The sequence below is a fragment of the Ereboglobus sp. PH5-10 genome (assembly GCF_029504735.1).
In the GTDB taxonomy this organism is placed as follows: Bacteria; Verrucomicrobiota; Verrucomicrobiia; order Opitutales; family Opitutaceae; genus Ereboglobus.
The window spans coordinates 97468-123280 of record NZ_JAQFIP010000002.1 but is presented as its reverse complement, the minus strand read 5'-3'; the positions used below and the strand labels follow the sequence as shown (position 1 = coordinate 123280).

Sequence of the window (25813 nt, the reverse complement as noted above, 5' to 3'; positions counted from 1 at the left end):
AGGTGAAAAAAACACACAGGCAATTCAGCCCGCCGGTTTTCACCTTTCACACTTTACCTTTCCCCATGTCCCCCGCCGTCCACATCACCGATCTCACGCGACGCTTCGCCGGCATGTCCGCGCCCGCGCTTGATCGCGTCAATGCGGCCATCCACACGGGCCGCATCACCGGCCTGGTCGGCCCCGACGGCGCGGGCAAAACCACGCTCATGCGCCTCATCGCCGGACTCCTCGCGCCCGACTCCGGCGCGATTCGCGTGTTCGAGCGCGACCCGCTTCGCGATGCCGCCGAACTGCGCGGCATCATCGGTTACATGCCGCAAAAGTTCGGCCTCTATGAAGACCTCAGCGTCATCGAAAATCTCACCTTCCACGCCGACCTGCGAAATGTCGTCGGCGCCGAACGCGACGAAACCTTCGCGCGTCTCCTCAAGTTCACCGACCTCGCGCGCTTCACCGACCGCCTCGCCGGAAAACTTTCCGGAGGCATGAAACAAAAGCTCGGCCTCGCCTGCGCGCTCCTCGGCACGCCGCGCCTGCTCCTCCTCGACGAGCCCGGCGTCGGCGTCGATCCCATCTCGCGCCGCGAACTCTGGCGCATGGTCGGCGAACTCGCCACCGACGGCATCGCGATCATTTGGAGCACCGCCTATCTCGACGAAGCCGAACGCTGCGACGACGTCCTCCTGCTCAACGAAGGCAAACCGCTCTACGCCGGCCCGCCCCGCGACCTCACCCGCCGCATGGAGGGCCGCTGTTTCACAATCGCCGCCCCCGCCGAAACCCGCCGCGAAAAACTCGCCGAACTCGCCGCGAACCCGCAAATCCTCGACGCCACCATCCAGGCGCAAAACATCAGAATCGTTACGCGCGGTGATGCCGCGCTAATGAAGAATGAAAAATGTGGAATGGAAAATGCCCAAGCCAACAGCCCGCAAGACTCCACCACCGGCGCGGCAGCGCCCCATTTTTCATTATCCATTATTCATTCTTCATTAGGCGGCGAAATCGCCGCCGCCTCCGCCGCCGCCCCGCGTTTCGAGGACGCGTTCATGGACATTCTCGGAGGCGCGCAATCCGGCAATTCATCGCTCACGCGCATCCTTCGCGACATTCCCCGCGACGGAAAAACCGTGATCGAGACCCGCGACCTCACGCGCAAGTTCGGCAGCTTCACCGCCGCCGACCACATCAACCTCAACATCAAGCGCGGCGAAATCTACGGACTCCTCGGCCCCAACGGCGCGGGCAAATCCACGACATTCCGAATGCTCTGCGGACTCCTCAAGCCGACTGGCGGGGAAGCCAGCGCCGCGGGCATCGACCTTGCGCACAGTCCCGCGCGCGCCCGTCAGCGCATCGGTTACATGGCGCAAAAATTCTCGCTCTACGGAAACCTCACCGTCGCGCAAAACCTCTCGTTTTTCTCCGGCGCCTACGGACTCCACGGCGCCGCGCAACGCGACGCCATCACCGCCGTCACGGACTGCTTTCATCTCGCGCCCTATCACAACACAAAAGCAGACATCCTTTCGCTCGGTTACAAGCAACGTCTCGCGCTCGCCTGCGCGGTGATGCACGGCCCCGACATACTTTTCCTCGACGAACCCACCTCCGGCGTCGATCCCGTCACGCGTCGCGAATTTTGGATGCACATCTACGCGGCGGTTCAGCGCGGCGTCACGGTGATGGTCACGACGCACTTCATGGACGAAGCCGAATACTGCGACCGCATCGGCCTGGTTTACCGCTCCAAGCTCATCGCCACCGGAACGCCCGAGGACCTCAAACGCCAGGCCGCCAGCGCCGAAAACCCAACCCCGACGATGGAGGATGCGTTTATCGCGCTCGTGGAAAGGAGCGGCTCATGAAACTTCGGAGTGCGGTGGCAGAGCGAAGCGGCGACACCGCTTTGAGCAACTTACGCCAGCTTTCCCATTCACCCATAACAAAGCGGTATCGTCGCCCGCTTGCGTTCCCTCCGTCATCGCATTCCGAATGATTAATCACCAACGTCCTCACCCCAATGCAAACAACACGTCACATTCACGCCATCTCATGGCCGCATGCCCCGGAGCACAGACTGCGCGAGGCAGGCACGTATTTTGTCACTGCCGGCACCTATAACAAACAACACTACTTTCAAGAACCACAACGCCTCGACGTGTTGCAACGCGGACTTCTTCAAGTTTCCGCCGAGCATGCCTGGACACTTGAGGCGTGGGCGATATTTTCAAACCACTATCACTTTGTCGCCCATGCGCCGGAGAAATCCGAGGACGCGAACAGCCTTCGCGCGATGATCTCCCTGCTGCACGAGAAAACAGCAAAGTGGATAAACAAACTGGACGACATGCCGGCGCGCAAAGTCTGGCACAATTATTGGGAGACGCGCTTATCTTACGAAAAGTCGTATCACGCGCGCCTCAATTACACACATCAAAATCCCGTGAAACACGGTTTGGTTCCGGTTGCCAGCCAGTATCCTTGGTGTTCCGCCGGATGGTTCGAAACCACAGCAAGTGCCTCGCAAATTAAAACCATCTACAGTTTCAAAACCGACAAAGTAAACGTTCCCGATGAATATGAGCCGATACGCTGATTTCCCTCTTTGGAGTGCGGCGGCAGAGGCCGCAGGCCGGCGACGCCGCTTTGAGCATTTCCCGATTATTGGTTTGCGCACGCACAGCAAAGCGGTGTCGCCGCTTCGCTTTGCCACCGCACTCCAAAAAAAGGCACCTCACTCGCCATGAACATTTGTTCGTCATTTTCCCTCCGCCGCCTGCGCGCGCTTTGCCGCAAGGAAACGCTTCAGATTGTTCGCGATCCGACGAGCATTCTCATCGCGTTTATTTTGCCCGTCGTCATGTTGTTCATCTTCGGCTACGGCATCAATCTCGACACCGGCGTCACGCGCATCGGGCTCATCTGCGAGGACACTTCGGCTGATGCGCGCCAGTTCGCCGCCAGCCTCACCGGCTCGCCTTATCTTGATGTCACCGATTACGCCTCGCCCGCCCTCGCCGGCGAGGCGCTGACGCGCTCGCGCATTCGCGGCTTCGTTGTGATTCCGTCCGATTTTTCCGCAAAAATACGCCGCGCCGAATCCGCGCTCACCGCTGGCGAGCCGCCCGAGCCCGCGCCGCTTTTGGTTATCACCGACGGCACCGAACCCAACACCGCAAACTTCGTCCAGGCCTACGCGCGCGGCGCATGGCAAAACTGGTTCGCGCAGCGCGCCGCCGCCCGCGGCCAACCCATGCCGCCCGCGATCTCCATCGAAAGCACATTTTGGTATAACCCGAGCGCCGAGAGCCGCAACTATCTCATCCCCGGCTCGATCACCCTCATCATGACCGTGATCGGCGCGCTGCTCACCGCGCTCGTCGTCGCGCGCGAATGGGAGCGCGGCACGATGGAATCGCTTCTCTCGTCGCCCGTCTCGCGCCTCGAAATCCTGCTCAGCAAAATAATCCCCTACTACCTGCTCGGCATAATCGTGCTCCTGCTCTGCATCGCCGTGGCGCATTTTGTCATGGGCGTGCAATTCCGCGGCTCGCTGCCGCCCCTTCTCGCCTGCGGCTCGCTGTTTCTGCTCAGCGTGCTCGGCATGGGGCTGCTGTTTTCAACGGCCACGCGCAACCAGTTCAACGCCGCCCAAATCGCCCTCATCGCGGCATTCCTCCCCGCGATGATGCTCTCGGGTTTTCTCTTTGAAATCAGTTCAATGCCCGCGCCCATCCGCGCCGTGACCAGCGTCATACCCGCGCGTTATTTTGTGACCTCAATCCAGACGCTTTTCCAAGTCGGCGACTCCTGGCGCACCCTGCTTTACCCGCTGCTTTTCCTAACCGGCACCGCCGCGCTCTTCCTCGGCCTCACCGCCAAACTCACCCGCAAACGCCTCGAATGAATGCGGAATTCGGATTGCGGAATGTGGAATGAAAATCACCGCATTCCCAAACTCATATCTCACCTCAAACCCACTCCGCATTCCGAAATACACATTCCGCATTTAACCATGTTCCGCCGCCTCATCACACTCATCCGCAAGGAGCTTCAAATCGTCCTCGGCGACAAACAAAGCCGGATGCTTCTTATCATGCCTGTGATCCTGCAAGTCGCGATCTTCCCGCTCGCCGCCACGCTCGAAATCAAAAACGCGGCGCTCGCCATCTACGACCAGGACCGGGGACCCGCCGCCATCGAGCTCACGCAACGCCTCCGCGCGCAAGCCGTCACCTTCACCGAGTTCATCGACATCGACAACCCGCGACAACTCAACGACACCATCGAGCATCAGCGCGCGCTTGCCGTTGTCCGCATACCGTCCGATTTTTCCGCGCAAATCGCGCGCGCAAACGGCGCCCCGCAACTCCAGATCCTGCTCGACGGACGCCGCACCAACGCCGGGCAAATCGCCGCCGGCTACATCCAGCAAATCGTGCAAGACTACCAGCGTGACCTCGCCTCCGCGCGCAACACCGCGACCGCGCCCTCCGAGCTCGTCGTGCGAAACTGGTTCAATCCGAATCTCGACTACATCAACTTCATCATGCCCAGCCTCATCGCGCTCATCACGACGCTGGGCGTGCTCATCGTCACGACGCTCTCCGTCGCGCGCGAACGCGAGCAAGGCACCTTCGACCAGCTCCTCGTTTCCCCCTACACGCCGGAGATGATCATGGCCGGCAAAATCGTGCCGGCGATCCTCATCGCGTCATTCCAAGCCGCGCTCATCCTGCTCGCCGCCGTTTTCATTTACCACGTTCCGTTTCAAGGCAGCCTCGTCATCCTCTGCCTCGGCACCATCCTCTACGCGCTCGCGCTCGCCGGAGTCGGCCTCTTCGTCTCGTCGCTCTGCGCGACGCAGCAGCAGGCCTTTCTCGGCATGTTCGCGTTCATGATGCCCGCGATGATGCTCTCCGGTTTCGCCGCCCCGATTGAAAACATGCCCGTGTGGCTGCAACATATAACCTGGATAAACCCGATCCGCCATTTCATGGAAGTGGTGAAGGCGGTTTACCTGAAAGACGCCACGGTCGCCCATGCCGCGCAACTCGCCTGGCCGCTGCTCGTCATCTGTGCGATCACACTCACCAGCGCCGCCGTGCTCTTCCGCAAAAAAGCCGCGTGAGGCAATCACCTCCCCACCCTCGCCTCGCGACAATCACGCCTTTGCTTTTTTGTTATGCGCGGCGGATGCTGAAATGTGCGCCGGTGTGGTGCCGCAGCAGCCGCCGACGATGCGCGCGCCGAGCGTGATGTATCGCGCGGCCGCTTCCGCAAAGGCGGCGGGCGTGGTTGCGTAGGTGATTTGTCCGGTGGCGGGATCATGCACGGGTGAACCGGCGTTGGGTTGCGCGATCACAGGAATGCCGTGCGCGGCCGCGACGAGTTCGGCGGCCAGGTTCGCGTAATCCTCTAGCGAAAGTTGCGTGCCGCAATTCGCACCAACGACGCTTGCCCCGGCGTCAAGCGCGGCCTGAACCGCAACCGCGGGCGAGGCGCCCATCATGGTGCGAAAACCGGCGGGCGTGTGCTGAAATGCAAAGGTGGAAATGACAAATTGCGCGCCGGCTTCGCGCGCGGCTTCAACGGCCAGCGCCGCCTCGGCGGGATCGGACATTGTTTCGACAAGGATCGCGTCCGCGCCCCCCTCGACAAGCGCGGCGGCCTGCGCGAGAAAAGCATCGCGCGCGGCGCCGGGCTCGGTCTCGCCGTAGGGCTCGAGGATGCCGCCAAAAGGCCCCATGTCGCCAAGCACCCACGCATGGTCGCCGGCGACCTCGCGGGCGAGACGCGCCGCGTTGCGGTTGATGTCGGCGGCGCGCGAATCGAGGCCGTGCGCGGCAAGCGAAAGCGTGCTGCCGCCAAAGGTGTTTGTGGTGAGCAGATCGGCGCCGGCCTCGCGGTAGCGTTGGTGGACGAGCTGGACGCGCCCGGGATGCTCGAGCACCCAGCGTTCGCAAGACTCGCCGGGTTGCAGGCCGAGTTGCTGGAGTTGCGTGCCCGTGGCGCCGTCGCATTGGAGCGGGCGGGCGGCGAGCGTGGCAAGAAGACGATCGGTGCGTGTCATGGGAATGCGAAATGTGGAGCGTCGAATGCGGAATGACAATCTTGCTGATTGTTTAATCCCCAAACCCTGAAATCCCGAAAGCAACGGATTGGCGAATTGCGCGGCGAGAGTGGATTGTTCGCGCCACGCAATTCAATCAAGACGCTCGGAAGCTCATCGTTTGGCGCCCACAAACCGCTCCATGCGATCACACGCATCGATGAGCTGCTCGTAGCTGGTTGCAAAACAGGCGCGCACATGACCCGCGCCGTTTTCGCCGAAAGCCTGCCCTGGCACCACGGCGACTTTTTCCCTTTCGAGCAACTGCACGGCGAATTGCTTTTCGTCGAGGCCGGTCGCGGTGACATTTGGGAATGCGTAGAACGAGCCGCGCGGCGAGTGGCATTTCAGGCCGATCTCGTTGAAGCGGCGCACGACCAAATCGCGGCGGCGATGGTATTGCTCGCGCATCCGGCACACGTCGTCCCATCCGTGGGTGAGCGCCTCGATTGCGGCCTCCTGCGAGATGATCGACGCGCACATCATCGAGTATTGGTGCACTTTCATCATCGCGTCCACGAGCACGGCGGGGCCGCACGCGTAGCCGATGCGCCAGCCGGTCATCGCAAATGCCTTCGAAAATCCGTGCAGGAAAACCGTGCGCTCCGCCATGCCCGGCAGGCTCGCGATGCTCGTGTGCACGCCGTCGAAGGTAAGCTCGGAATAAATCTCGTCGCTCAGCACGAGCATGTCTTTTTCGCGGCAGAACTCGGCAATTTTTTCCAATTGCTCGCGTGTGCACGTGCCGCCGGTCGGGTTGCACGGCAGGTTGAGCATGAGGATTTTTGCGCCGGGCTGCCATGCGGCGCGAAGCGCCTCGGCAGTCAGCGCAAAGTTGTCCTTCGCATAGGTCGGCACGGCGATGCCGGTGCCGTGAACGAGCGTCACGCTCGGATGATACGACACGTAGCAAGGCTGGTGAAACATCACCTTGTCGCCCGGATTGCAGAACGCGCGGAACGCCAGGTCGACCGCCTCGCTCACGCCGACGGTCACGAGAACCTGGTTGTCGGGACTGTATTCGACGCCGAAGTGTTCGGCCACGTATTTCGAAATCGCGCGGCGCAACTCGATCAGGCCGAGGTTTGCCGTGTAGTAGGTTTTGCCGTGCTCGAGCGCGTAGATTGCCGCCTCGCGCACGCGCCACGGCGTCACGAAATCGGGTTCGCCCACGCCGAGCGAGATCACGTCCTGCCCCTTCATTTTGGCAACCAGGTCGAAAAAATCGCGGATGCCGCTTTTGGGCAGCGTGGCCACGTGGCCCGCCACCCACTTGTTTGGGTCGGTGCTCATTTTAATTCAAGTGCTCCTCACTGGTTTGGGGTTATGGCGAAACGGTGAGGCGGGATGAATTGTCCTCGTCGCTGTCAAGCAGGTAGCCCTGCTCCTTGTAACAACGCAGTATGAAATGCGTGGCCGTCGAGAGCACGCCCTCGACCGTGGACAATTTTTCCGACACGAACGACGCGACCTTTTGCAGGGACGCGCCGCGCACGAACACCAGCAGGTCATAACGCCCCGACATCAGGTAGCACGACTCGACCTCGTCGAATTTTGCGAGGCGCTCGGCGAAGCGGTTGAACCCGCCGCCGCGCTCCGGCGTGACCTTGACCTCGATTACGGCGCGCACCGCGGCGGCTGCGGCGGCCTCGCGCGAGAGATCGAGCACCGGACGCCAGCCGAGGAAGATTTTATCTTTCTTCAACTGTTCCAGGTGCTGTTCGACTTCGGCGGGCGAAATGCCCGCGACCTGCGCCATTTGCGCGGTCGAGAGGCTGCCGCCTTCGAGTAACAGTTTTAGAACAGGATTCATGGTGAGGCGCGCACAATCACGAAACGCTGTCCGCGTTGCCACACAAAAATGCAAAATAAAACGCGGGAAACGGGAGTGGCTCGACGAAGCCGGCAAGCCGCCAACAGGCCTTCATGTCAGGCAAGTTCCTCGTCGAAACAGACGGCGACCTTGCCGCAGCGGCCGGAGGCCATGAGCGCGTAGGCGTCGTTGACTTTTTCGAGCGGGAAACGGTGTGTGATCAACTCGGCGGGATGCAGGTTCCAGCGCACGAGACGCTCGACAAGCTCCTCCATGCGCCAGATCGAGGTGACCCAGGAACCGTAAAGCGTTTTCTGATCGTGAATCATGTCGGGCGAGGGATTCATTTCCAATCTGCCACCCTCCCCTATCATGACCATGCGGCCCCATTTGCGCGTGGCGCGCAGCGCGGTGTTGCGCGCGCTTGCGTTGGCAGAGCACTCGACCGCGCGCTCGACACCGTGGCCGCCCGTGAGCGCGCGCACCTCGTCGACGTTGTCGGGGCCGGAGCGCAGCACTTCGTCGCAGAGGCCGAGGTCGCGCGCGATTTTCAGGCGGTCGTCAATCACGTCGATGCCGATGATTTTGCGCGCGCCGAGTTTGCGGCAAAGCGCGCCGGCGGCCAATCCCACGGGGCCGAGGCCGGTGATGAGCACGGCGTCGTTTCCGCTAATGCCAATTTTTTCGAGCCCCTCGTAAACGGTGCCGAAGCCGCACGCGACTTGCGCGCCGTCAGCGTAGCTAAGCGAGTCGGGCAGATGGACGAGGTCCTTTTCCTCGGCGAGCAGGTAGTCGGCCATGCCGCCGTCGCGCTGCCATCCATAGGCGCGGCGAAATTTCTCGCTGGTGCAGGAGATCATGTAACCGCGCCGGCAGTCGTTGCACACGCCGCAGCCGGAAATGTGATAGACGATCACGCGGTCGCCCTCGCGGAAGCGACGGCATCCGGGCCCGGCCTTGACGATCTGTCCGCAGGGTTCGTGCCCGGCGACCATGCCGTCCTGGTAACCTTCGGGGCCCTTGCCGAGGTGCTCGTGATAAATGCAGCGGATGTCGGAGCCGCAAATGGTGGAGCATTTCATGCGGATGAGGACTTCGCCGTGACCGGGTTGCGGAACTCGGCGCGCCTCGAGCTTGGCGGTGCTATTGCCGGGCAGCGTGGCCGCGGACATTTCTTCGGGGATGTTGATCGAGATCATGGGTGGTAAGGGGAAAGGGTCAAAAGGGGGGACATTAATTCAACGATGTCTTCGTGTTTATTGATTTCTCATCAACGTATGGGCGCGCCGGTTGATTGCAACGACACTTTCAATTCACCGTTTTATAAGGAAGCCGACCGCCGCGCCGCAGGCGGAAAGAAACGCGACAAAAAGGAAGACGAGCGATGTGTTTTCGCCGCCGCTGTTGGCAACGGGGTCGTGCTGCACCAGCCAGCCGATCAGCGGTCCGCAGAGGCCGGCGATGAGATAGGCGAAAAAATCCATGATGCCAATCGCCGTGCTCGTGTTGGCGCGCCCGAGCAAATCGGGGGCCATCGCCCAGAACGCGGATTGCGAGCCGCAGCCGAAAAATCCGAGAAACAAAAGGATGGGCATCGCGGCCCAGTGGCCGAACGGCAGCAGGTATTGGATAACTGCGAGAATCGCCGCCACGGTCATGAAAATCACGATGACGCCGGATTTGCGCGAACCGAAAAAGCGGTCCGAAACCCAGCCGCTGGCAAACGCGCCCAGGGCCATGCCCGCCGGAAGTCCCAGGCTCGCCCACACCCCGCCGCCGCCGGAGCCGTCACCGTCGAGAAAATACACGGGCACCCAGATAAGCAGCGCGAAGCGCACGGCGTTTTGAAAACCGATCGCGAGGCTGGCGAGCAACAGCTCGCGGTTGCCGAGAATCGCGAGGTAACGCCTCCAGGGCGGCGCGCCGGCGCCCGCGCGCCGCAATGTCGCGCGGACGTTTTCAGGCGGCGCCTCGTCCTCCAGGTTTTCAAAGCCGAGGTCGGCGGGATGATCGCGCGACATTTGCCACACGGCGAGCGCGCCCAGCGGCATGAGCAGCACAGGCAGGCGGAACAGCCAGCGCCAGTTGAGGCCGAGCCCGTCGATCACAAAAATCGAGGCGCCGAACGCCAGCACCGAGGCGAGGCCCGCCGAAAGCGAAAACAGCCCGAAGGCGAAACCGCGCTCGCGCGGCCCCCACCAGTTTGCGACGAGCCGCGTGCCGGGCGCCCAACCCATGCTTTGCGCGAGTCCGTTCAGGCTCCAGCCGGCGAAGAGCGTGACGAAGCCGGTCGCGAAACTGGTCACCCAGTTCAGCGCGAAGGACAGGAGCGCGCCGGCGGTCATCATCCGGCGTCCGCCGATCCGGTCGCCCGCGCCGCCGCTGAAAATCTGCCCGAGCGCATACGCCCAAAGCATGCCCGCGGACGCCCAACCGAGCAGTTCCTTGCTCATGCCAAGCTCTTCGGAAATGCCGGGAATCGCAAACCCGAGCGCGTGGCGTCCGGTGTAATAAAACAGGTAGCAAATCATCACCGCGACGAGCACACGCCATTGCGCGCGCCGGAAGTGTGTGTGGTGGGTGTGCATGTTCGGCAATTATTTTAAACGCGAATGGATGCGAATGCCCCCATGTTTGCCCTCATGGCTCCCCGCATGGATTCAACCGCGGCATGGTGTTCAAAAATGAACGAACCTCGAAGGCGCATGCGCAGTCAAACCCCCAGCACGGTTTTATACAATCGCGGCACGCGTTTTGTCACGGAGCACAGGGTTTCCCATGGGATCGTGTCGGCGGCGTGGCTAAACTCGCTGATCGTGATTTCGGCGCCATCCTGTCGTCCGATAATAACGCATTCGTCCCCGCTGGCGACCTTGGTCATCGTCGGGATGTCGGTGATGTCGATGACGGTTTGGTCCATTGTCACGCGGCCGAGAACCGGACAACGAATACCGTGCACCAAAACGCTTGCGCGATTGCTCACCGAGCGAGGGATGCCGTCTCCGTAACCCGCGGTAAGAACGGCCACCGTGCTGTCGCGCCGGAGCGTGTGCGTGCTGCCGTAGCTGATGCCCGTGCCAAGCGGCAGTTTTTTCACGATGCCCACGCGCGTTTTGAAGCTGAAGGTCGGCTCCGTTTTCACGTGCGCCAAAAGTCCGTCGCGCCCCGGCACAATGCCAAATTGAAGCAGGCCGATGCGCACCGCGTTGAACGGCCCGGCAGCCTCGAGCGTGTCGAGCCCGGCGCTGTTGTCCGCGTGCACAAAAAGCTGCGAAAGATCGAGTTTCGGGCAGCATGCCAGCGCCTTCAAAAACCGTTTTCGCTGTTCATCCGTGAACGAGGCATCCTCGTCGGGGCTTGCGAAATGGGTGTAAACGCCGCCGAGCTTGATGTGCGGCGAGGCGAGGATTTCCGCGCACAATTTTTCCGCGCATTCATGCCAGATGCCCGCGCGGCCCATGCCGGTGTCGATTTTCAGGTGCACGGTGACGGGCCTGCCCGCCGCGCGTCCGACCGCGTCGAAACGCCGCACCTCGTCACTCGTCGAAACGGTCACGATCAAATCGTATTCGACCAGATACCGGTCCTCCTCCGGCAAAAGCGGCGAGAGCAGCAGGATCGGCCAGCCGGGGCCGATCTCGCGCAACGACGCGGCCTCGGCGAGATTCGCCACGGCAAACAAATCCGCGCCGGCGTGCATGAGGCGCGCGGCGACCTGCTGCAAACCGTGTCCGTAGGCGTCGGCTTTCACGACCGCCACGTAGCGCATGTGCGGCGGCAACGACGCGCGGATGAGGCGCAAGTTGCGCTCAAGCGCGGCCAGGTCGATCTCTGCCCAGCAACGGAGTGGAAGTCGTGATTTCATTTTGGTTTCAGGTATGGCTGCTTGCCGCGGGTTTTCAAGGCGTCAGCCCGCTTGGTGAATTCGCGGCGTCCAGGTTTGGTAAACGGGTTCCTCGTGCAAAAACGCATCCGGCTCGGGCGCGGGGACGAACAACGGCTCGCCGGCGAGCGCGGGCAGCATCGTTTCGAGCGCGTAGGGCGTGACGCGCACATCGGGCGGCAGCGGAGTCCAGTTGCGAAAATGCTCCGGCATCGCGAGCGCGCCGTCCAGCTCCGCCGTCGGCACGCGGCGCAGCGCGGAGACGCGGCCGTCGGCGTCGATGCCGACATGGTGCCATGTGTCGCGGCGCGCGTCGGCGATGAGCGAGAGGTTGCGGGCGTTTTCCGTTTTCGCGAGGAAGCGCGCCGCGAGCGCGAGGCTGCAATACGAACACACCGGTCGTTCGCGCAACACGCGCCACGCGCGCAGCGCCACCGCCGCCGTGCGGATGCCGAGCACCGAGCCGGGGCCGTCGCAAAAAACAAACGCGGCCACGCCGTCGAGCTTGAGCGATGCGCGGGCGAGAAGTTTTTCGGCGCATGAAAATATCGCCGTGCCCGCCTCGCCGGTTTGCGTTTCCCAGAGCGCGTCATTGTCCGCGCGCAACAGCGCGAGTTGCACGCGCGCCGACGCGGAATCGATCAGCAGCGCGGGGCCGGTTTGCGTGATTTGTGACAACGTCGTGCTCATGCCACGCGACTCCACAAAACTTTCAGGTAACGGCTGTCGAGGCAGTTTGAATACACCGGATGATCCGGGCCGGGGCCCGCGCGGTCGAAAAATTGCAGGCGGCGACCCAGGCGATGCGCGGCCTTGATCACGTGCTGCTCGAAATCCTCAAGGCTCAACAAACCCGAGCACGAGCACGTCACGAAGATGCCGCCCGGTTTCACGAGGCTGATTGCGAGCTGGTTGAGGTCCTCGTATTTCTGGCGGCCCTCCCAGTTGCCGGACTCGTCGCGCGTGAAAATAAATTTCGGCGGATCGAGCACGACGACGTCCCATTTTTCCCCGTTGGTCTGCATCTGGCGCGCGTAGGCGAACGCGTCGGCATGCACGAATTTTATGCGCGCCTGGTTGAGATTCGCGTTGCGCTTGGCCTGCGTGATGGCGGCCTCGTCAAGATCGACGGCGGTGACATCGTCCGCGCCGCCCGTGATTTTTGCGGAGAGCGAAAAACCGCCCGTGTAGCTGCACAGGTCGAGCACGCGCGCGCCTTTTGTGAAGCGCGCGAGCGCGCGTCGGTTCTCGCGCTGGTCGCAGAAAAAGCCGGTCTTGTGCCCCTCGGCGAAATCGACCTCGTGGCGGATTCCGTTTTCGCGGATCTTCACGCGGCGCGGCGCGGCGGCGTTGGTTTCGTTAAAGACGGACGGCTTGATGCCCTCGAGCGAGCCGATGTCGTGATCGACATGCACGCGCGCAAACTTTGTCCCGGCGAGTTCGTGCAACAAGGGCAGCCAGCGCGGCAGGCGTTGCGCGATGCCGAACGAATATACATCGCAGAAAAGCGTGTCGGCGTAGCGGTCGATCGTCAGCCCGCTGAGCCCGTCGCCGTCGGAGTTGATCAGACGGTAGGCGTCGGTCGTTTCGTCGAGCTTGAACAAATCGCGGCGCAACTCCACGGCGCGGCGGATGGCCTGTTCGAAATACGCCTCTCCCGCGTCACCGCCGGCGGCGTCCGAGCCGTGGGCGACCACGCGCAGCACGATTTTCGCGCGCGGATTATACAGGCCCGCGCCAAGCGGATAACCCGCCTTGTCGTAAACCGTGACGAGGTCGCCCGGTTTGGCGTCGGGCGAAACCGGGCCGAGCAGGCGCGGAAAAATCGCGGGCTGAAACGTGAAATATTTTAGCTGCGCCCAAGGCCGGCGGCGTTCCTCGCGCGGAGGAGGCGGCGGTTGCGCGGGCGCGGATTTTGGGCGCGGCGCGTCGGGAGCGGGCTTTTGCGAATCGTTCGGCATGTCGTATGCGCGAGACTTTGAGCAAAGCGGGCCGCCGTTGCCGAGATTTTTTCATTATTTCCGAAAAACGCTCCCCTTGCCGCCGCAAATCGAAACCGTTTTGGATTATTCATTGCCACGCAAACCCGCGCGCGCACTGTGTCTGGTAATCATGGATCTTTCGTTCACCACGGCTCAAATCGCAGAAATCGTAAAACCCATTTCCACGCGCGGCTCCACCAACCTGCCCGTCCGCGGCATCGCATCGCTCGGCGAGGCGCGGGCCGGCGACCTGACATTTCTCGGCAACCCGAAATACAAACCCGAGGTCGCCGCCACCGCCGCGAGCGTTGTGCTCCTGCCAGCCGACTACGAGGGCGAACCCAAACCCGGCCAGCTTTTCATCATTGTCAAAAATCCCTCGGTCGCCATCGCGCAACTTTGCGCGCGCGTCGAACAACTCCTCTGGCCCAAACCCGCGCCCGGCATTCATCCGAGCGCCATCATCGACCCCGGCGCGAACATCGCCGCCAGCGCCTCCATCGGGCCGCTCTGCGTGATCGAAAGCGGCGCGGTCATCGGCGAACGCGCGCACATCGAGGCGCAGTGCTTCGTCGGCCGCAACGCGCGCATCGGCGACGATTGCTGGATCAAGACCGGCGCGCGCATCGCCTCCGAATGCGAACTGCGCAACCGCGTGCGCCTCCAGTCCAACGTCGTCGTCGGCTCCGACGGCTTCGGATACGAACTCGTCGGGGGCCGCCACGAAAAAGTGCCGCAGGTCGGCAATGTTGTCATCCACGACGACGTCGAAGTCGGCGCGGGCACGACCATCGACCGCGCGCGTTTCAGCCGCACCGAAATCGGCGAGGGCACCAAAATCGACAACCTCGTGCAGATCGCGCACAACGTCATCATCGGCAAACACTGCCTCGTGTGCGCGCAAACCGGCATCTCGGGCAGCACCGTGCTCGAGGATTACGTCGTGCTCGCCGGCCAGGTCGGCCTCGGCGGCCACATCCGCGTGGGCAAGGGCGCCGTCCTCACCGCGCAAGCCGGCGCGGCGGGCGACGTTCCCGCCGGTGCGAAGCTGAAAGGCACGCCCGGCACACCCTACATGCTGGAGCAGCGCATAAATATTCTCCGCCAGCGTTTGCCCGAACTTTTCCAGCGCGTGGGCGAATTGGAAAAACAATTTAAAAATTCTGCTTCCGCATAAGCTCCCCAAACGTATAAACAACCTTTTCCACATGAGCGCAAAATCAGGGCTGAAAATTTTTTCGGGCAACGCAAACAAGCCTCTCGCCGAGGCGATTTGCCAGAGCATCGGCGTGCCGCTCGGCACCGCGAAGGTGACCACGTTTCCCGACGGCGAAACCTTCGTCAAAATCGACGACAATGTGCGCGGACAGGATGTGTTCATCATCCAGCCCACCTGCCCGCCCACGAACCATCACCTGATGGAACTGCTCATCATGATCGACGCGGCCAGGCGCGCCTCGGCCGCGCGCATCACCGCCGTCATACCCTTTTACGGTTACGCGCGCCAGGATCGCAAGGACCAGCCGCGCGTGCCCATCACCGCGAAACTCGTCGCCAACCTGCTCACCGCCGCCGGCGCGAACCGCGTGCTCACCATGGATCTGCACTGCCAGCAAATTCAGGGCTTCTTCGACATCCCCGTCGATCATCTCTACGCGTCGCCCGTTTTCTTCGACTATCTCAACAAGCTCGACAAATCGAATCTCGTCGTCTGCTCGCCCGATGTCGGCGGCCTCAAAATGGCCGCGGCCTACGCGGACATCCTCGGCGCGGGCCTCGGCTTCGTCGCCAAGAAACGCCGCTCCGCGACGCGCGTCGAGGCGACCAACATCGTCGGTGAAGTGAAAGGCTGCGACGTGCTCCTCGCCGACGACATCACGGAAACCGCCGGCACGCTTGTCGCCGCCGCCACGATGCTCCGCGAAAGCGGCGCCCGTTCCGTGCGCGCCGCGGTGAGCCACTGCGTGCTCAACGAAATCGCCTACGAACGCCTGCGCAACGGCCCGATCGACGAACTCATCACGACCAATTCGGTGCCCACCGACCCGCGCGACCTGAACATCACCGTGCTCAGCATCGCCGGCCTGCTCGGCAACGCGATCATGCGCATCAGCAACAACGAAAGCGTTTCGAGCCTGTTCCAGATCAAAGGGTTTTAACCGGATTTTGAAATTGCGCGACTGTTCTTGTTAGGACCGGCGCGCAGAAATCGTCGCATCTGTCGCCCGTGATTCCCGGCCCGTTCGCCAAGCGCGTCCGCCCAATGACGGACGCGGTTTAATTTACACAGCAACGCGAAGGAGTCGGAGTTTCCCGCTCCCCGTCCGCGACGATGTTTTTAGATCACAGCACCGTGTTGCTCGGCACGACGCAGCTCTTCGGCACAATCAACACGCCGTCGCGAACCATGACGCCGTGCGCGTAGGTGCCGTCGGACTTGTTCGCGGGCGAAAGTTTCACGTTGTCGCCGATGCGCGCGTTCTTGTCGATAATTGAGCCGCGAATGTCGCAACCGTGCCCGAGCCCGAGCAGCGGGATGCCCTGTCGCGCGTTCATCGCGGACTGTTCGGGCGTCTCGTAATAATCCGCGCCCATCATGACCACGTCCTCAAGGCGGCAACCCTTGCGAATAAACGAGCGGATGCCGAGCACGCTGTGCTTGATAAACGAATCCTCCACGATCGAACCGTCGCCGATGACCGTGTAATCGACATCGCACTTGTTGATCTTCGAGGCCGGCAGATAATTTTCGTGCGTGTAGATCGGCGATTGCTCGTCGAAAAAGTTGAACGGCGGCAGCGGTTGCGCAAGCGCGAGGTTGGCGTCGAAAAACGCCTTTACCGTCCCGATGTCCTCCCAATAGCCCTCAAAAATGTGCGAATACAAACGGCGGCGTCCGAGCAGGCTGGGAATGACTTCCTTGCCGAAGTCCGTCATCGTGTTGTTGAGCGCCTCGGCAATGACCGCGCGGTTGAAAACATAAATGCCCATCGACGCGAGACAGTGCTTTTCGTCCTTGCTGGTCTGCTGGAGCTTGTTGTGCACGGCGTCGCTGATTGTGAACTTGCTGATGACCGCCGGGTCCTTGGGTTTCTCCACGAACTCGGCGATGGAAAGATCGTCTTCCACGCGCATCAAGCCCAGCCCCTCGACCTTGGACACCGGGCACGGAATCGCCGCAATCGTCACATCGGCGTTGGTCTCGATGTGCTGGTTGATTATCTTGCGAAAATCCATCCGGTAAAGCTGGTCGCCCGAAAGAATGAGCACCAGGTCGTGAGGAAAATTGCGGAAGTGTTGCAGGTTGCGCCGCACCGCATCCGCCGTGCCCTGATACCAGTCGGCGCATTTCTCGGTCTGCTCCGCGGACAAAAGATCGACAAACCCGCCGCCGAACGGATCAAAGCGATAGGTGTTTTGAATATGGCGGTGCAGCGATGCCGTGTTAAACTGCGTTAGCAAAAAAATGCGGTTCAGCCCCGAGTTAAGACAGTTGCTGATCGGAATATCGACCAGTCGATACTTGCCGGCAAGAGGCACCGCCGGTTTGCATCGTTCCATTGTCAAAGGGTAGAGACGAGTTCCGCGCCCGCCGCCCATAATCACCGAGATAACTTTTTGTGTCGCCATGGTTGTATGCTATTAAGGTATGTTTTTTCTGATAGGGCTGAAGTGTCACCACACTTTTCCGTCTTGTCCCTAGTTTCGCGAGTCAAAAGAAAAATAAATTCTCAACAATCAAATTTTCCTGATCCCACATGTGCGGCATCGTCGGTTACGTCGGCAAACAAAAAGCAGCGGCAATCCTCATCGAGGGCCTCAAGCGCCTCGAATATCGCGGTTACGACTCGGCGGGCATAGCGGTTCTTCAAGGCGGGCAGATCGACATCGCCAAAAAAACAGGCCGCGTCGAAAACCTCGTCAAGGAAGCCGCCCGCCACCGCTTCACCGGCACGACCGGCATCGGCCACACGCGCTGGGCCACGCACGGCGGCGTCACCGACGCCAACGCCCACCCGCACGCCAGCAGCGACGGCAAGTTCGCGCTCATCCACAACGGCGTCATCGAAAACTACGCCGGCATGAAGAAATTTCTCGTCGGCAAGGGTTACGCGTTTTCGTCCGAAACCGACACCGAGGCGCTCTGCAATCTCATCGCCTACCACTATGCCAAGGAACCCGAGCCCGCGCCCGATTCCGGCAAAAGCCGTTTCTTCGAGAGCGTGCGCCGCGCGCTCATGCACGTCGAGGGCACCTACGGCATCGCCGCGCTCTGCACAGATTGCCCGGGCGAAATCGTCGCCGCGCGCAAGGCCTCGCCGCTCGTCCTCGGCGTCGGCGACCAGGAATACATCCTCGCCAGCGATGTCGCCGCGCTCGTCAGCCGCACGCAAAACGTCGTCTATCTCAAGGACGGCGAGCTCCTGCACATCACGCCGAAGGAGTTTTCCATCATCACGCAAAACGAGGAGGACGTTGACCCCGTCGTGGACACCGTGAGCTGGAACATCGAGGCCGCCTCGCTCGGCGATTACAAACACTACATGGAAAAGGAAATTTTCGAGCAGCCCGCCGCGCTCGAAAACTCCATGCGAGGCCGCTTCTCGGAGGACGGCAGCACGGCCAATTTCGGCGGCCTCAACCTCACCGCCGCCGAGCTCCGCCAGGTTGACCGCATCGTCTTCCTCGGCTGCGGCACCGCGTGGCACGCCTGCCTCGTCGCCGAGCACCTCATCGAGCGCTTCGCGCGCCTGCCCGTCGAAGTCGATTACGCATCGGAGTTCCGCTACCGCAACACCCCGCTCGACCGCAACACGCTCTTCTTTGTCCTCAGCCAGTCCGGCGAGACAATCGACACCCTCGGCGCGCTCCGCGAGGCCAAGCGCAAAGGCTACAAGGTGCTCGCGATCAACAACACCGTCGGCTCCAGCATCGCGCGCGAATCCGACGGCGGCATTTACCAGCACGTCGGCCCCGAAATCGGCGTCGCCTCCACAAAAGCCTTCACCTCGCAAATCCTCATCGGCGCCATGCTCGCGCTCTACATCGCCCGCATGAGAGACATGAGCTACAACGACGGCCTCGCCTACGCGCAGGCGATCAAGTCCGCGCCCGACCTCGTGCGCCGCGTGCTCGAAACACAAGCCGCTCACATCCGCGACATCGCCAAACGCTACGCGCACTACCAGGACATGCTCTTCCTCGGGCGCCTCTCGCTCTTCCCCATCGCGCTCGAGGGCGCGCTCAAGCTGAAGGAGATTTCCTACATCCACGCCGAGGGCTACCCCGCCGCCGAAATGAAGCACGGCCCCATCGCGCTCGTCAGCGAAAAATGCCCCGCCGTCTTCTTCGCGCCCAAGGGGGAAATCTTCAACAAACTCGTTTCCTCGATCCAGGAAATCAAGGCCCGCAAAGGCAAAACCATCGTCATCACAACCGAAGGCTGCGAGTTCCCGCCCGGTGTCGCCGACGAAATCATCCACCTGCCCGACTGCCACGAAGCCATCCTCCCGGTCATCGCCACGATCCCCGTCCAACTCCTCAGCTACCACATCGCCCTCGAACGCGGCTGCGACGTGGACAAGCCGCGCAACCTCGCCAAATCGGTGACGGTGGAGTGAGCCTGTCCCGCAAAGCACAACCGCGCCGTGTGCACGCGCTCGCTTGACGCACGCGCCGGGCGGCCCCACCCTTCACGGTTTTTCATTCCACAATCCAAATCCGCATTCCGCATTTTTTATGAGAATCCGCGCCTTCAAAGGTCTCGTTCCTAAACCCGAACTCGTCGCCGAGGTGGCCTGTGTGCCCTACGACGTCGTCAATACAACCGAGGCCGCCGCGCTCGCCGCCGGCAAGCCCCTCAGCCTGCTGCACGTTGACCGCGCCGAAATCGCCTTCCCCGCCGGCACCGACATTTACAGCGACCAGGTTTACGCCAAGGCGCTCGAAATGTTCCAGAAGCTCCAAGGCGAGGGCGCGCTCGTCCGCGAAACGGAGCCGTGCATTTACGTTTACCAGCAGCAAATGGGCGAGCACGTGCAGCGCGGCATCGTCGCGCTCACCAACGTCGAGGATTACGACGCCGAGCTGATCAAGAAGCACGAAAAAACGCGCAAGGACAAGGAGGACGACCGCACGCGCCTCATCGACACCATCAGCGCCAACACCGGCCCCGTGTTCCTCACCTACCGCGACGCCCCCGCCGTAACCGCGCTCGTCAACGCCAAGACCGCGGAAAAACCGCTCCACGACTTCGCCGCGCCCGACGGCATCCGCCACACGTTTTGGCGCGTGGCCGGCGGCGCCGAGTGGATCGCCGCGTTTGGCGCCGTGCCCGTCACCTACATCGCCGACGGACACCACCGAGCCGCCTCCGCCGCGCGCGTCGCCCGCCTCCGCCGCTCGCGCAACGCGCAACACAACGGCGCCGAGGACTACAACTGGTTCCTCGCCGTGCTCTTCCCCGCGAGCGAACTGAAAATCCTCCCCTACAACCGCATCGTCGCCGACCTCAACGGCCACACACCCGAGGCGTTTCTCGCCAGTGTGAAAAACATTTTCGGACTCGAGGAAAACGCAAACCCATCGCCCGACGCCGTTGGCCGCGTGAGCATGTATCTCGGCGGAAAATGGTATGGACTCCGATGCACCGCCGACGCAAACGCCGGCCCCGTTGGCCGGCTCGACGTGAGCGTGCTGCAAAACAAACTCCTCGCGCCGCTCCTCGGCATCGACGACCCGCGCACCAGCAAACGCATCGATTTTGTCGGCGGCATCCGCGGCACGGACGAACTCGTGAAGCGCGTTGACGCCGACGGCGGCGTGGCCTTCTCGATGTATCCGACCACCGTGGAGCAACTCATGGACATCGCCGACGCCGGCGAAATCATGCCGCCCAAGAGCACCTGGTTCGAACCCAAACTCCGCTCCGGCCTAGCAATCCACACGTTTTGAAGAAAAAGCCTGAAAACCTGAAGGTCTGAAGGCTGAAATAACCAGAAAGCCAGAGGCCAGAGTGCCAGAAGACAGAATCTAAAGGCCGCCACCTTCAGCCCTTCAGTCCTTCAGACCTTCAGCCTTTCCCTCCACGCGGTTTCAACCACCCGCTATAACAAAATTGAACATGAACAATAATCCAACTGGTGCCGCCGAGGGCGGCTTTTCGTGGCGGCGCATCGTGCTGCCGGTGTTGAGCATGGCGGGCGTTGTCCTGCTCTCAAACGTGCTCGTGCAGTATCCGATAAACGACTGGCTGACCTACGGCGCGTTTTCGTATCCGCTCACATATCTTGTGACCGACGTGTGCAACCGCTGGGCGGGCCCGTCGCTCGCGCGCCGCGTAGCGTGGGTCGGCTTTGTGTGCGGCGTGGCGTTTTCGCTGCTCGCGCAAGTGCAATGGCGCGTGGCGGTGGCGTCGGGCGCGGCGTTCATCGTGTCGCAACTGCTCGACATCGCGGTGTTCAACCAACTGCGCAAAAAAACTTGGTGGAAGGCGCCGCTGCTCGGTTCGTGCGTGGCTTCCTCCATCGACACGCTGATCTTTTTCTCCATCGCCTTCGCGGGCACCGGCCTGCCGTGGATCACACTCGGCGCGGGCGACCTGTGCGTAAAACTCGCCATGGCGCTCGTGCTCCTCGCGCCCTTCCGCGCGATAATCGGCGCGATGGGTTTGATGCCCCGCCGCACAAGGTAGCACAGACATTCCTGTCTGTGCAAAGCGGCGCACGATTCACGGCACAGACAAGAATGTCTGTGCTACCTTCGCTGCCGCACCGCCTCGAACAGCGTGATGATTGTCGCCATCGCCACGTTCAGCGAATCGGCCTGGCCGGCCATCGGGATGCGCACGCGCGCATCGCTTTCCGCCAGCCAAAAATCGCTCAAGCCGTATTGCTCGCTGCCCATGATGATCGCTAGCGGGCCGCGCAAATCGGCGTCGTAGTGCAGCCCGGTCGCCGAGGGAGTCGTGGCCACTGCGCGAATGCCGCGCTCGCGCAACCACGCGCGCACCGGCTGGCTCTCCGCAATGACCACGGGCACCGAAAACAAAACGCCCGTCGATGAGCGAACGACGTTTGGATTAAAAATATCCGTCACCGGATCGCACACGATCACCGCGTCGATTCCCGCCGCGTCCGCGCTGCGCAAAATCGTGCCGAGATTGCCCGGTTTTTCAATCGCCTCGACAACGAGCAAAAACGGCGCGGCCTTGCCGTTCAGAATCGGTTCGAGCGATTCAAGCGTGTTGTGCCATTGCGGGGCGACGGCGAGCAAACCGTCCGGACGCTCGCGATACGCGACCTTGGCAAACGCGTCCTTCGAGAGCTCGACAACCTGCGCGCCGGCCGCGCGCGCCTGCTCGATGAGCGCGGGTTCGTTTTCGCCGAGGAACCAATCGGGCGAAAAATACAATTCGGAGAGCATTATGTTCTTTTCGAGCGCGCGCCGGATTTGCCGGTAGCCCTCGATGAGAAACGCGCCCGCCTCATCGCGCGGACGCCGGTCGCGCATGCGCACGAGCTGCTTTACGCGCGGGTTCTGAAGGCTGGTGATTCGTTCCATCTTTTTTGAAAATGCGGATTTCGGAATGCGGATTGCGGAATGGCAAGCAAGCAATCGTGTTCATTCGCGCCTCAAAACTAAAAAAACGCGGCCCCAAAAAAGTCCGCGCTTTTTCCAAATGGATCAAAGAAACTCAAATCGTCATCGCATGGTAACCGCCATCGACGATGATTTCGGAGCCGGTGATGAATTTGCCCGCGTCGCTTGCCATGAGGAGCGTGGCGCCGACCAGTTCGTTGGCCTCGCCGAAGCGCTTCATCGGCGTGTGGGCCATGATCGAGGCGATGCGGTCGGGCGTGAGCACCTTGCGGTTTTGCTCGGCGGGGAAAAAGCCGGGGACGAGAATGTTGACGCGGACGTTTGCCCCGGCCCATTCGCGCGCGAGGTTTTTGGAGAGGTTGTGCACCGCCGCCTTCGAAGCCGAGTAGGTGAACACGCGGGAGAGCGGAATCATGCCGGACATCGAGCCGAGGTTTATGATCGAGCCGCCCTCGCCGCGCTCGACGAGGTATTTGCCGAAAACCTGGCATCCCAGGAACACGCCCTTGAGGTTGACGTTCATGATGCGGTCAAACTCGTCCTCGGGAATTTCGAGGTAGGGCGTGGCGGAGTTCACGCCCGCGCCGTTGACGACGATATCGACCTTGCCGGAGCGCCGGAGGACGGTGGCGAGCAAATCCTCGATGGCCTTTTTGCTGCTCGCCTCGGCGGCGACGAAATAACCCTTGCCGCCGACGGCGGTGATTTTCGCGAGGCGGGCGTTTGCCTTTTCCTCGTTGCGCCCGACGAGGACGACCTCGGCGCCCGCGCCGGCGAGGCCCTCGGCCATCGCGCCGCAAAGTTCGCCCGTGCCGCCGATCACGACGGCGACCTTGCCGTTAAGGTTGAAGAGGGAATCGAGATATTGGGCTGAGGGCATGGCGATTTTTTTGGTTGGGTTGGGTGTTTGTTTTAGCTCCTGAAAGCCAGAAGAATGCCATGCCGCGGAACGCAAGGCAAGGCGCAAGAGTCTCGTGTCCGATTTTTCAACAACGCTCCCTTTCCCCGCGGTTTTTTCTCTCGCGATGCGCCCCGCCCGGGGTTCTCGTAACAGCCATGCCGGGCAAATCTTCCTCGATCAAAACCAGGGCGGCGCGCGCCGCTTACGTTGATAAAAGGCTGGCCGCGCTTTATCCCGAGACGCCGATTCCGCTCAAGCACGACGATGCGTTCACGCTGCTCGTGGCGGTTGTGCTGTCCGCGCAGTGCACGGACAAGCGAGTGAACGAGGTCACGCCCGGGTTGTTCGCGCTCGCCAGGACTCCGGAGCAAATGATGCGCCTGCCTGTCGGGGAAATCGCACGGATTATCAGGCCGTGCGGGTTGACGCCGCAAAAGTCGAAGGCGCTTTCGGGTCTCTCAAAAATCATTGTCGAAAAACATGAAGGCCGTGTGCCGCGCACGTTTGAGGAGCTGGAGGCGTTGCCCGGAGTGGGACACAAAACGGCGTCGGTCGTCATGGCGCAGGCGTGGGGCGTGCCGGCGTTTCCGGTGGACACGCACATACACCGCCTTGCGTTTCGATGGGGGCTGAGCGACGGGCGGAGCGTCGTGCAAACCGAGCGGGACTTGAAAAAGCTGTTCCCTCGGGAGCATTGGAACGCACTGCATTTGCGCATGATTTATTACGGGCGCGAACACTGCACGGCGCGCGGTTGCGACGGCACGGTGTGCGAAATTTGCCGAACGCTTTTTCCGAACCGCAAAAAGGCGGTGCGGGTGAGGAGCAAGTGATGAGCCATGCGGGCACGGAGCCGCGAATGGTTCGCCTTGGTTTTGTCTGCGCGGATTTGTTTTTCGCGGTCTTAAATCACAGGGTCATGCCGCGTTTTTTGCTCATCCTTGCGGCGATCAAAATCAAGACGCATCCCGTCATGCCAAACGGCGCCATGAAGTAGAAATACAGCCCCCAGCCCATGTGCCCCTCGGGCGGCGTCCCGAGTATCAGTTCGTGCATGCGGCTGAACACATCGAACACCCAGCCCTTGCCGTCGAGCAGGCGTCCGAGCAGGAAGCCCGCAAGCAGGCCGCCGAAATATTGGAACGAGTCGATCACGCCCGCAGCGAAGCCCGCCATTTTTCTGCCGCCTATGTCCATCGCCGCCGCCGTGCCGAGAAGCGAGTGCGTCGAGTTGGCGGTGAACGCGATCAGGACAAAAAACACGATGACGCCGTTGAGTGTGCTCATTTGCGCCGCCAGGATGATGATGATCGTCTCGATAAAATAAATCACCGCCGCCACGGGCGCGCGGCGCCCGTTGACAAACGTGTCGGAAATGTAGCCCGAAATCAGCGAGCCCGCCGACGCCACGATCGGAATCAACGTGCCCAGCAGGAAAAAGTGCGTGCTCTTCAGGTCCGTGTTGAACACCTCCTGGATGTAGCGCGGGAACCACTGGTCCACGCTCTGGCGCACGGTGCCCGTGCACGCGTAGGCGAACGCCACCAGCCAAATCACCGGATTGGTGACGATGCGGAAAAACACATCCTTGATCGTCGGGTCCTTGCCCTCCTCCGCGCCGCCGTTCGCCACGGAGTCCGGCTCCTTCAAGTCGGCGATATGATACCCCGCCTCCTCCGGCGTGGCCTTCACGACAAACGCAAACACAAGCGCGACCAGCGTCGCGATGCCCGCGGGCACCCAGAATAGCCAGCGCCAGTGCAACGGATCGACATGGAACATGCCGAAAAGCGTGAACCCCGCGAGCAGCGAGGGCCCGAGCCAGAAGATTCCCAGCCGCCCGAGATTGATCATGAACCCGAAGATGCCGGAGAACTTGCCGCGCTCGCGCTTGTTGAACCAGGTGACGTTGATCTTGATGAAACCCGGCGAACCGAACGCCTGCAAATACCCGTCGATGCCGCGCAACATGATAAACAGGCCCAGCAGTCCCCAGAACGACGCCACGCCGAAGAGGATGTTCATGATCACGGTGCCCGCCGCGCCGATAAGCATGGCGCGCTTGCCGCCGAGCTTGTCGGCGAGCAGGCCGTTGATGATCTGCCCGCACCCGTAGGCGAACATGTTCACGGTGATGATCCAGCCGATTTGCTCGTTGGAAAAGCCGAACTCCGTGGCGATCGACTTGTTCGCTATCGAAAAATTATAGCGGCACATGTAGAACGACGTGTAGAGCAGGCCGATGACGCCCCAGTTCAAGCCTCGACGCGCGCGAAACCCCTTGGGGAGCTGGCGGGAGACGTTTAACCTGTGTTCGCGTTCGAGGTTTTCGGCGTCCATAAAAATCGCCACTCACTGTGCAATAACCGCGCAAAGTTGCACGCACTATTTTCGCAACAAAAACGCGAAAAACACTCCCGTGCGGAAAAAACAGGCGGCTCACGGGGAAAAAGCGCGCCTTTTTGCGAAATCCGACGGCAAACAAATATTTCTCGAAAAACCCATTGCCACGACG

At 61.7% G+C, this 25813-nt stretch carries 22 protein-coding genes; 10 read left to right on the top strand and 12 right to left on the bottom strand.

Annotation, left to right across the window (positions count from 1 at the left end):
* Positions 1 to 65 precede the first annotated feature (65 nt).
* The 4 genes from M2447_RS02535 (at position 66) to M2447_RS02520 (ending at position 5137) form a co-directional block, all read left to right on the top strand.
* Entirely contained in the window at positions 66 to 1871 is a 1806-nt protein-coding gene (locus M2447_RS02535) for an ATP-binding cassette domain-containing protein (RefSeq protein WP_277557267.1), read from the top strand.
* A 155-nt stretch (positions 1872 to 2026) separates the two neighbouring features.
* Positions 2027 to 2602, top strand: coding sequence for a transposase (locus M2447_RS02530; protein WP_277557266.1), 576 nt, complete (start codon positions 2027 to 2029; stop codon positions 2600 to 2602).
* A 147-nt stretch (positions 2603 to 2749) separates the two neighbouring features.
* Positions 2750 to 3913, top strand: a complete 1164-nt coding sequence (locus M2447_RS02525) for an ABC transporter permease (protein WP_277557265.1) — start codon at positions 2750 to 2752, stop codon at positions 3911 to 3913.
* 108 nt (positions 3914 to 4021) lie between these two features.
* Positions 4022 to 5137, top strand: a complete 1116-nt coding sequence (locus M2447_RS02520; RefSeq protein WP_277509324.1) for an ABC transporter permease — start codon at positions 4022 to 4024, stop codon at positions 5135 to 5137.
* A 33-nt stretch (positions 5138 to 5170) separates the two neighbouring features.
* On the opposite strand, the gene M2447_RS02515 is transcribed toward M2447_RS02520, so the two are convergent.
* The 8 genes from M2447_RS02515 to M2447_RS02480 form a co-directional block, all read right to left on the bottom strand.
* Positions 5171 to 6079: a homocysteine S-methyltransferase family protein gene (locus tag M2447_RS02515; protein ID WP_277557264.1), complete on the bottom strand. Its 909-nt coding sequence runs from the start codon at positions 6077 to 6079 to the stop codon at positions 5171 to 5173.
* A gap of 153 nt (positions 6080 to 6232) precedes the next feature.
* Entirely contained in the window at positions 6233 to 7411 is a 1179-nt protein-coding gene (locus M2447_RS02510) for an aminotransferase class I/II-fold pyridoxal phosphate-dependent enzyme (protein WP_277509329.1), read from the bottom strand.
* Between the two features lie 31 nt (positions 7412 to 7442).
* Positions 7443 to 7931, bottom strand: coding sequence for an Lrp/AsnC family transcriptional regulator (locus M2447_RS02505; RefSeq protein ID WP_277509331.1), 489 nt, complete (start codon positions 7929 to 7931; stop codon positions 7443 to 7445).
* A 116-nt stretch (positions 7932 to 8047) separates the two neighbouring features.
* Positions 8048 to 9130 (bottom strand): zinc-binding dehydrogenase, encoded by a 1083-nt coding sequence (locus M2447_RS02500; RefSeq protein WP_277509332.1) that lies wholly within the window; start codon positions 9128 to 9130, stop codon positions 8048 to 8050.
* A 114-nt stretch (positions 9131 to 9244) separates the two neighbouring features.
* Entirely contained in the window at positions 9245 to 10519 is a 1275-nt protein-coding gene (locus M2447_RS02495; RefSeq protein ID WP_277557263.1) for an MFS transporter, read from the bottom strand.
* 125 nt (positions 10520 to 10644) lie between these two features.
* Positions 10645 to 11796 (bottom strand): alanine racemase, encoded by a 1152-nt coding sequence (gene alr / locus M2447_RS02490; protein ID WP_277557262.1) that lies wholly within the window; start codon positions 11794 to 11796, stop codon positions 10645 to 10647.
* A gap of 42 nt (positions 11797 to 11838) precedes the next feature.
* Complete coding sequence (locus tag M2447_RS02485) at positions 11839 to 12504, bottom strand: peptidase M22 (protein ID WP_277557261.1); 666 nt, start codon at positions 12502 to 12504, stop codon at positions 11839 to 11841.
* A complete protein-coding gene (locus tag M2447_RS02480; protein ID WP_277557260.1) occupies positions 12501 to 13775 on the bottom strand; it encodes a class I SAM-dependent rRNA methyltransferase in 1275 nt (424 codons plus the stop codon). The genes M2447_RS02485 and M2447_RS02480 overlap by 4 nt, the downstream gene beginning before the upstream one ends.
* A 151-nt stretch (positions 13776 to 13926) precedes the next feature.
* Between M2447_RS02480 and lpxD the strand changes: the two genes are divergently transcribed.
* Entirely contained in the window at positions 13927 to 14973 is a 1047-nt protein-coding gene (gene lpxD / locus M2447_RS02475; protein WP_277557259.1) for a UDP-3-O-(3-hydroxymyristoyl)glucosamine N-acyltransferase, read from the top strand.
* Between the two features lie 31 nt (positions 14974 to 15004).
* Entirely contained in the window at positions 15005 to 15955 is a 951-nt protein-coding gene (locus tag M2447_RS02470; protein WP_277509339.1) for a ribose-phosphate pyrophosphokinase, read from the top strand.
* A gap of 184 nt (positions 15956 to 16139) precedes the next feature.
* Here M2447_RS02470 and M2447_RS02465 read toward each other — a convergent pair whose 3' ends face one another.
* A complete protein-coding gene (locus M2447_RS02465) occupies positions 16140 to 17426 on the bottom strand; it encodes a glucose-1-phosphate adenylyltransferase (RefSeq protein WP_277509340.1) in 1287 nt (428 codons plus the stop codon).
* 128 nt (positions 17427 to 17554) lie between these two features.
* Here M2447_RS02465 and glmS point away from each other — a divergent pair, with 128 nt between their 5' ends.
* From glmS to M2447_RS02450, 3 genes are all read left to right on the top strand, one after another.
* Positions 17555 to 19417: a glutamine--fructose-6-phosphate transaminase (isomerizing) gene (glmS, locus tag M2447_RS02460; RefSeq protein ID WP_277509341.1), complete on the top strand. Its 1863-nt coding sequence runs from the start codon at positions 17555 to 17557 to the stop codon at positions 19415 to 19417.
* A 118-nt stretch (positions 19418 to 19535) separates the two neighbouring features.
* Positions 19536 to 20750, top strand: coding sequence for a DUF1015 family protein (locus tag M2447_RS02455; protein WP_277557258.1), 1215 nt, complete (start codon positions 19536 to 19538; stop codon positions 20748 to 20750).
* Between the two features lie 169 nt (positions 20751 to 20919).
* Positions 20920 to 21489 (top strand): queuosine precursor transporter, encoded by a 570-nt coding sequence (locus M2447_RS02450; protein WP_202863897.1) that lies wholly within the window; start codon positions 20920 to 20922, stop codon positions 21487 to 21489.
* Positions 21490 to 21551: 62 nt separating this feature from the next.
* On the opposite strand, the gene M2447_RS02445 is transcribed toward M2447_RS02450, so the two are convergent.
* Together M2447_RS02445 and M2447_RS02440 are read right to left on the bottom strand one after the other, a co-directional pair.
* Positions 21552 to 22358, bottom strand: coding sequence for an RNA methyltransferase (locus M2447_RS02445; RefSeq protein ID WP_277557257.1), 807 nt, complete (start codon positions 22356 to 22358; stop codon positions 21552 to 21554).
* Positions 22359 to 22491: 133 nt separating this feature from the next.
* Entirely contained in the window at positions 22492 to 23277 is a 786-nt protein-coding gene (locus M2447_RS02440; protein WP_277557256.1) for an SDR family oxidoreductase, read from the bottom strand.
* Between the two features lie 176 nt (positions 23278 to 23453).
* Between M2447_RS02440 and nth the strand changes: the two genes are divergently transcribed.
* A complete protein-coding gene (gene nth, locus M2447_RS02435; protein ID WP_277557255.1) occupies positions 23454 to 24131 on the top strand; it encodes an endonuclease III in 678 nt (225 codons plus the stop codon).
* A 76-nt stretch (positions 24132 to 24207) separates the two neighbouring features.
* Here nth and M2447_RS02430 read toward each other — a convergent pair whose 3' ends face one another.
* Complete coding sequence (locus tag M2447_RS02430; RefSeq protein WP_277557254.1) at positions 24208 to 25638, bottom strand: MFS transporter; 1431 nt, start codon at positions 25636 to 25638, stop codon at positions 24208 to 24210.
* Positions 25639 to 25813 lie beyond the last annotated feature (175 nt).

Coding starts and splice junctions, on each gene's coding strand:
- M2447_RS02535 (WP_277557267.1), top strand. CDS start 66: ATGTCCCCCGCCGTCCACATCACCGATCTCACGCGACGCTTCGCCGGC.
- M2447_RS02530 (WP_277557266.1), top strand. CDS start 2,027: ATGCAAACAACACGTCACATTCACGCCATCTCATGGCCGCATGCCCCG.
- M2447_RS02525 (WP_277557265.1), top strand. CDS start 2,750: ATGAACATTTGTTCGTCATTTTCCCTCCGCCGCCTGCGCGCGCTTTGC.
- M2447_RS02520 (WP_277509324.1), top strand. CDS start 4,022: ATGTTCCGCCGCCTCATCACACTCATCCGCAAGGAGCTTCAAATCGTC.
- M2447_RS02515 (WP_277557264.1), bottom strand. CDS start 6,079: ATGACACGCACCGATCGTCTTCTTGCCACGCTCGCCGCCCGCCCGCTC.
- M2447_RS02510 (WP_277509329.1), bottom strand. CDS start 7,411: ATGAGCACCGACCCAAACAAGTGGGTGGCGGGCCACGTGGCCACGCTG.
- M2447_RS02505 (WP_277509331.1), bottom strand. CDS start 7,931: ATGAATCCTGTTCTAAAACTGTTACTCGAAGGCGGCAGCCTCTCGACC.
- M2447_RS02500 (WP_277509332.1), bottom strand. CDS start 9,130: ATGATCTCGATCAACATCCCCGAAGAAATGTCCGCGGCCACGCTGCCC.
- M2447_RS02495 (WP_277557263.1), bottom strand. CDS start 10,519: ATGCACACCCACCACACACACTTCCGGCGCGCGCAATGGCGTGTGCTC.
- alr (WP_277557262.1), bottom strand. CDS start 11,796: ATGAAATCACGACTTCCACTCCGTTGCTGGGCAGAGATCGACCTGGCC.
- M2447_RS02485 (WP_277557261.1), bottom strand. CDS start 12,504: ATGAGCACGACGTTGTCACAAATCACGCAAACCGGCCCCGCGCTGCTG.
- M2447_RS02480 (WP_277557260.1), bottom strand. CDS start 13,775: ATGCCGAACGATTCGCAAAAGCCCGCTCCCGACGCGCCGCGCCCAAAA.
- lpxD (WP_277557259.1), top strand. CDS start 13,927: ATGGATCTTTCGTTCACCACGGCTCAAATCGCAGAAATCGTAAAACCC.
- M2447_RS02470 (WP_277509339.1), top strand. CDS start 15,005: ATGAGCGCAAAATCAGGGCTGAAAATTTTTTCGGGCAACGCAAACAAG.
- M2447_RS02465 (WP_277509340.1), bottom strand. CDS start 17,426: ATGGCGACACAAAAAGTTATCTCGGTGATTATGGGCGGCGGGCGCGGA.
- glmS (WP_277509341.1), top strand. CDS start 17,555: ATGTGCGGCATCGTCGGTTACGTCGGCAAACAAAAAGCAGCGGCAATC.
- M2447_RS02455 (WP_277557258.1), top strand. CDS start 19,536: ATGAGAATCCGCGCCTTCAAAGGTCTCGTTCCTAAACCCGAACTCGTC.
- M2447_RS02450 (WP_202863897.1), top strand. CDS start 20,920: ATGAACAATAATCCAACTGGTGCCGCCGAGGGCGGCTTTTCGTGGCGG.
- M2447_RS02445 (WP_277557257.1), bottom strand. CDS start 22,358: ATGGAACGAATCACCAGCCTTCAGAACCCGCGCGTAAAGCAGCTCGTG.
- M2447_RS02440 (WP_277557256.1), bottom strand. CDS start 23,277: ATGCCCTCAGCCCAATATCTCGATTCCCTCTTCAACCTTAACGGCAAG.
- nth (WP_277557255.1), top strand. CDS start 23,454: ATGCCGGGCAAATCTTCCTCGATCAAAACCAGGGCGGCGCGCGCCGCT.
- M2447_RS02430 (WP_277557254.1), bottom strand. CDS start 25,638: ATGGACGCCGAAAACCTCGAACGCGAACACAGGTTAAACGTCTCCCGC.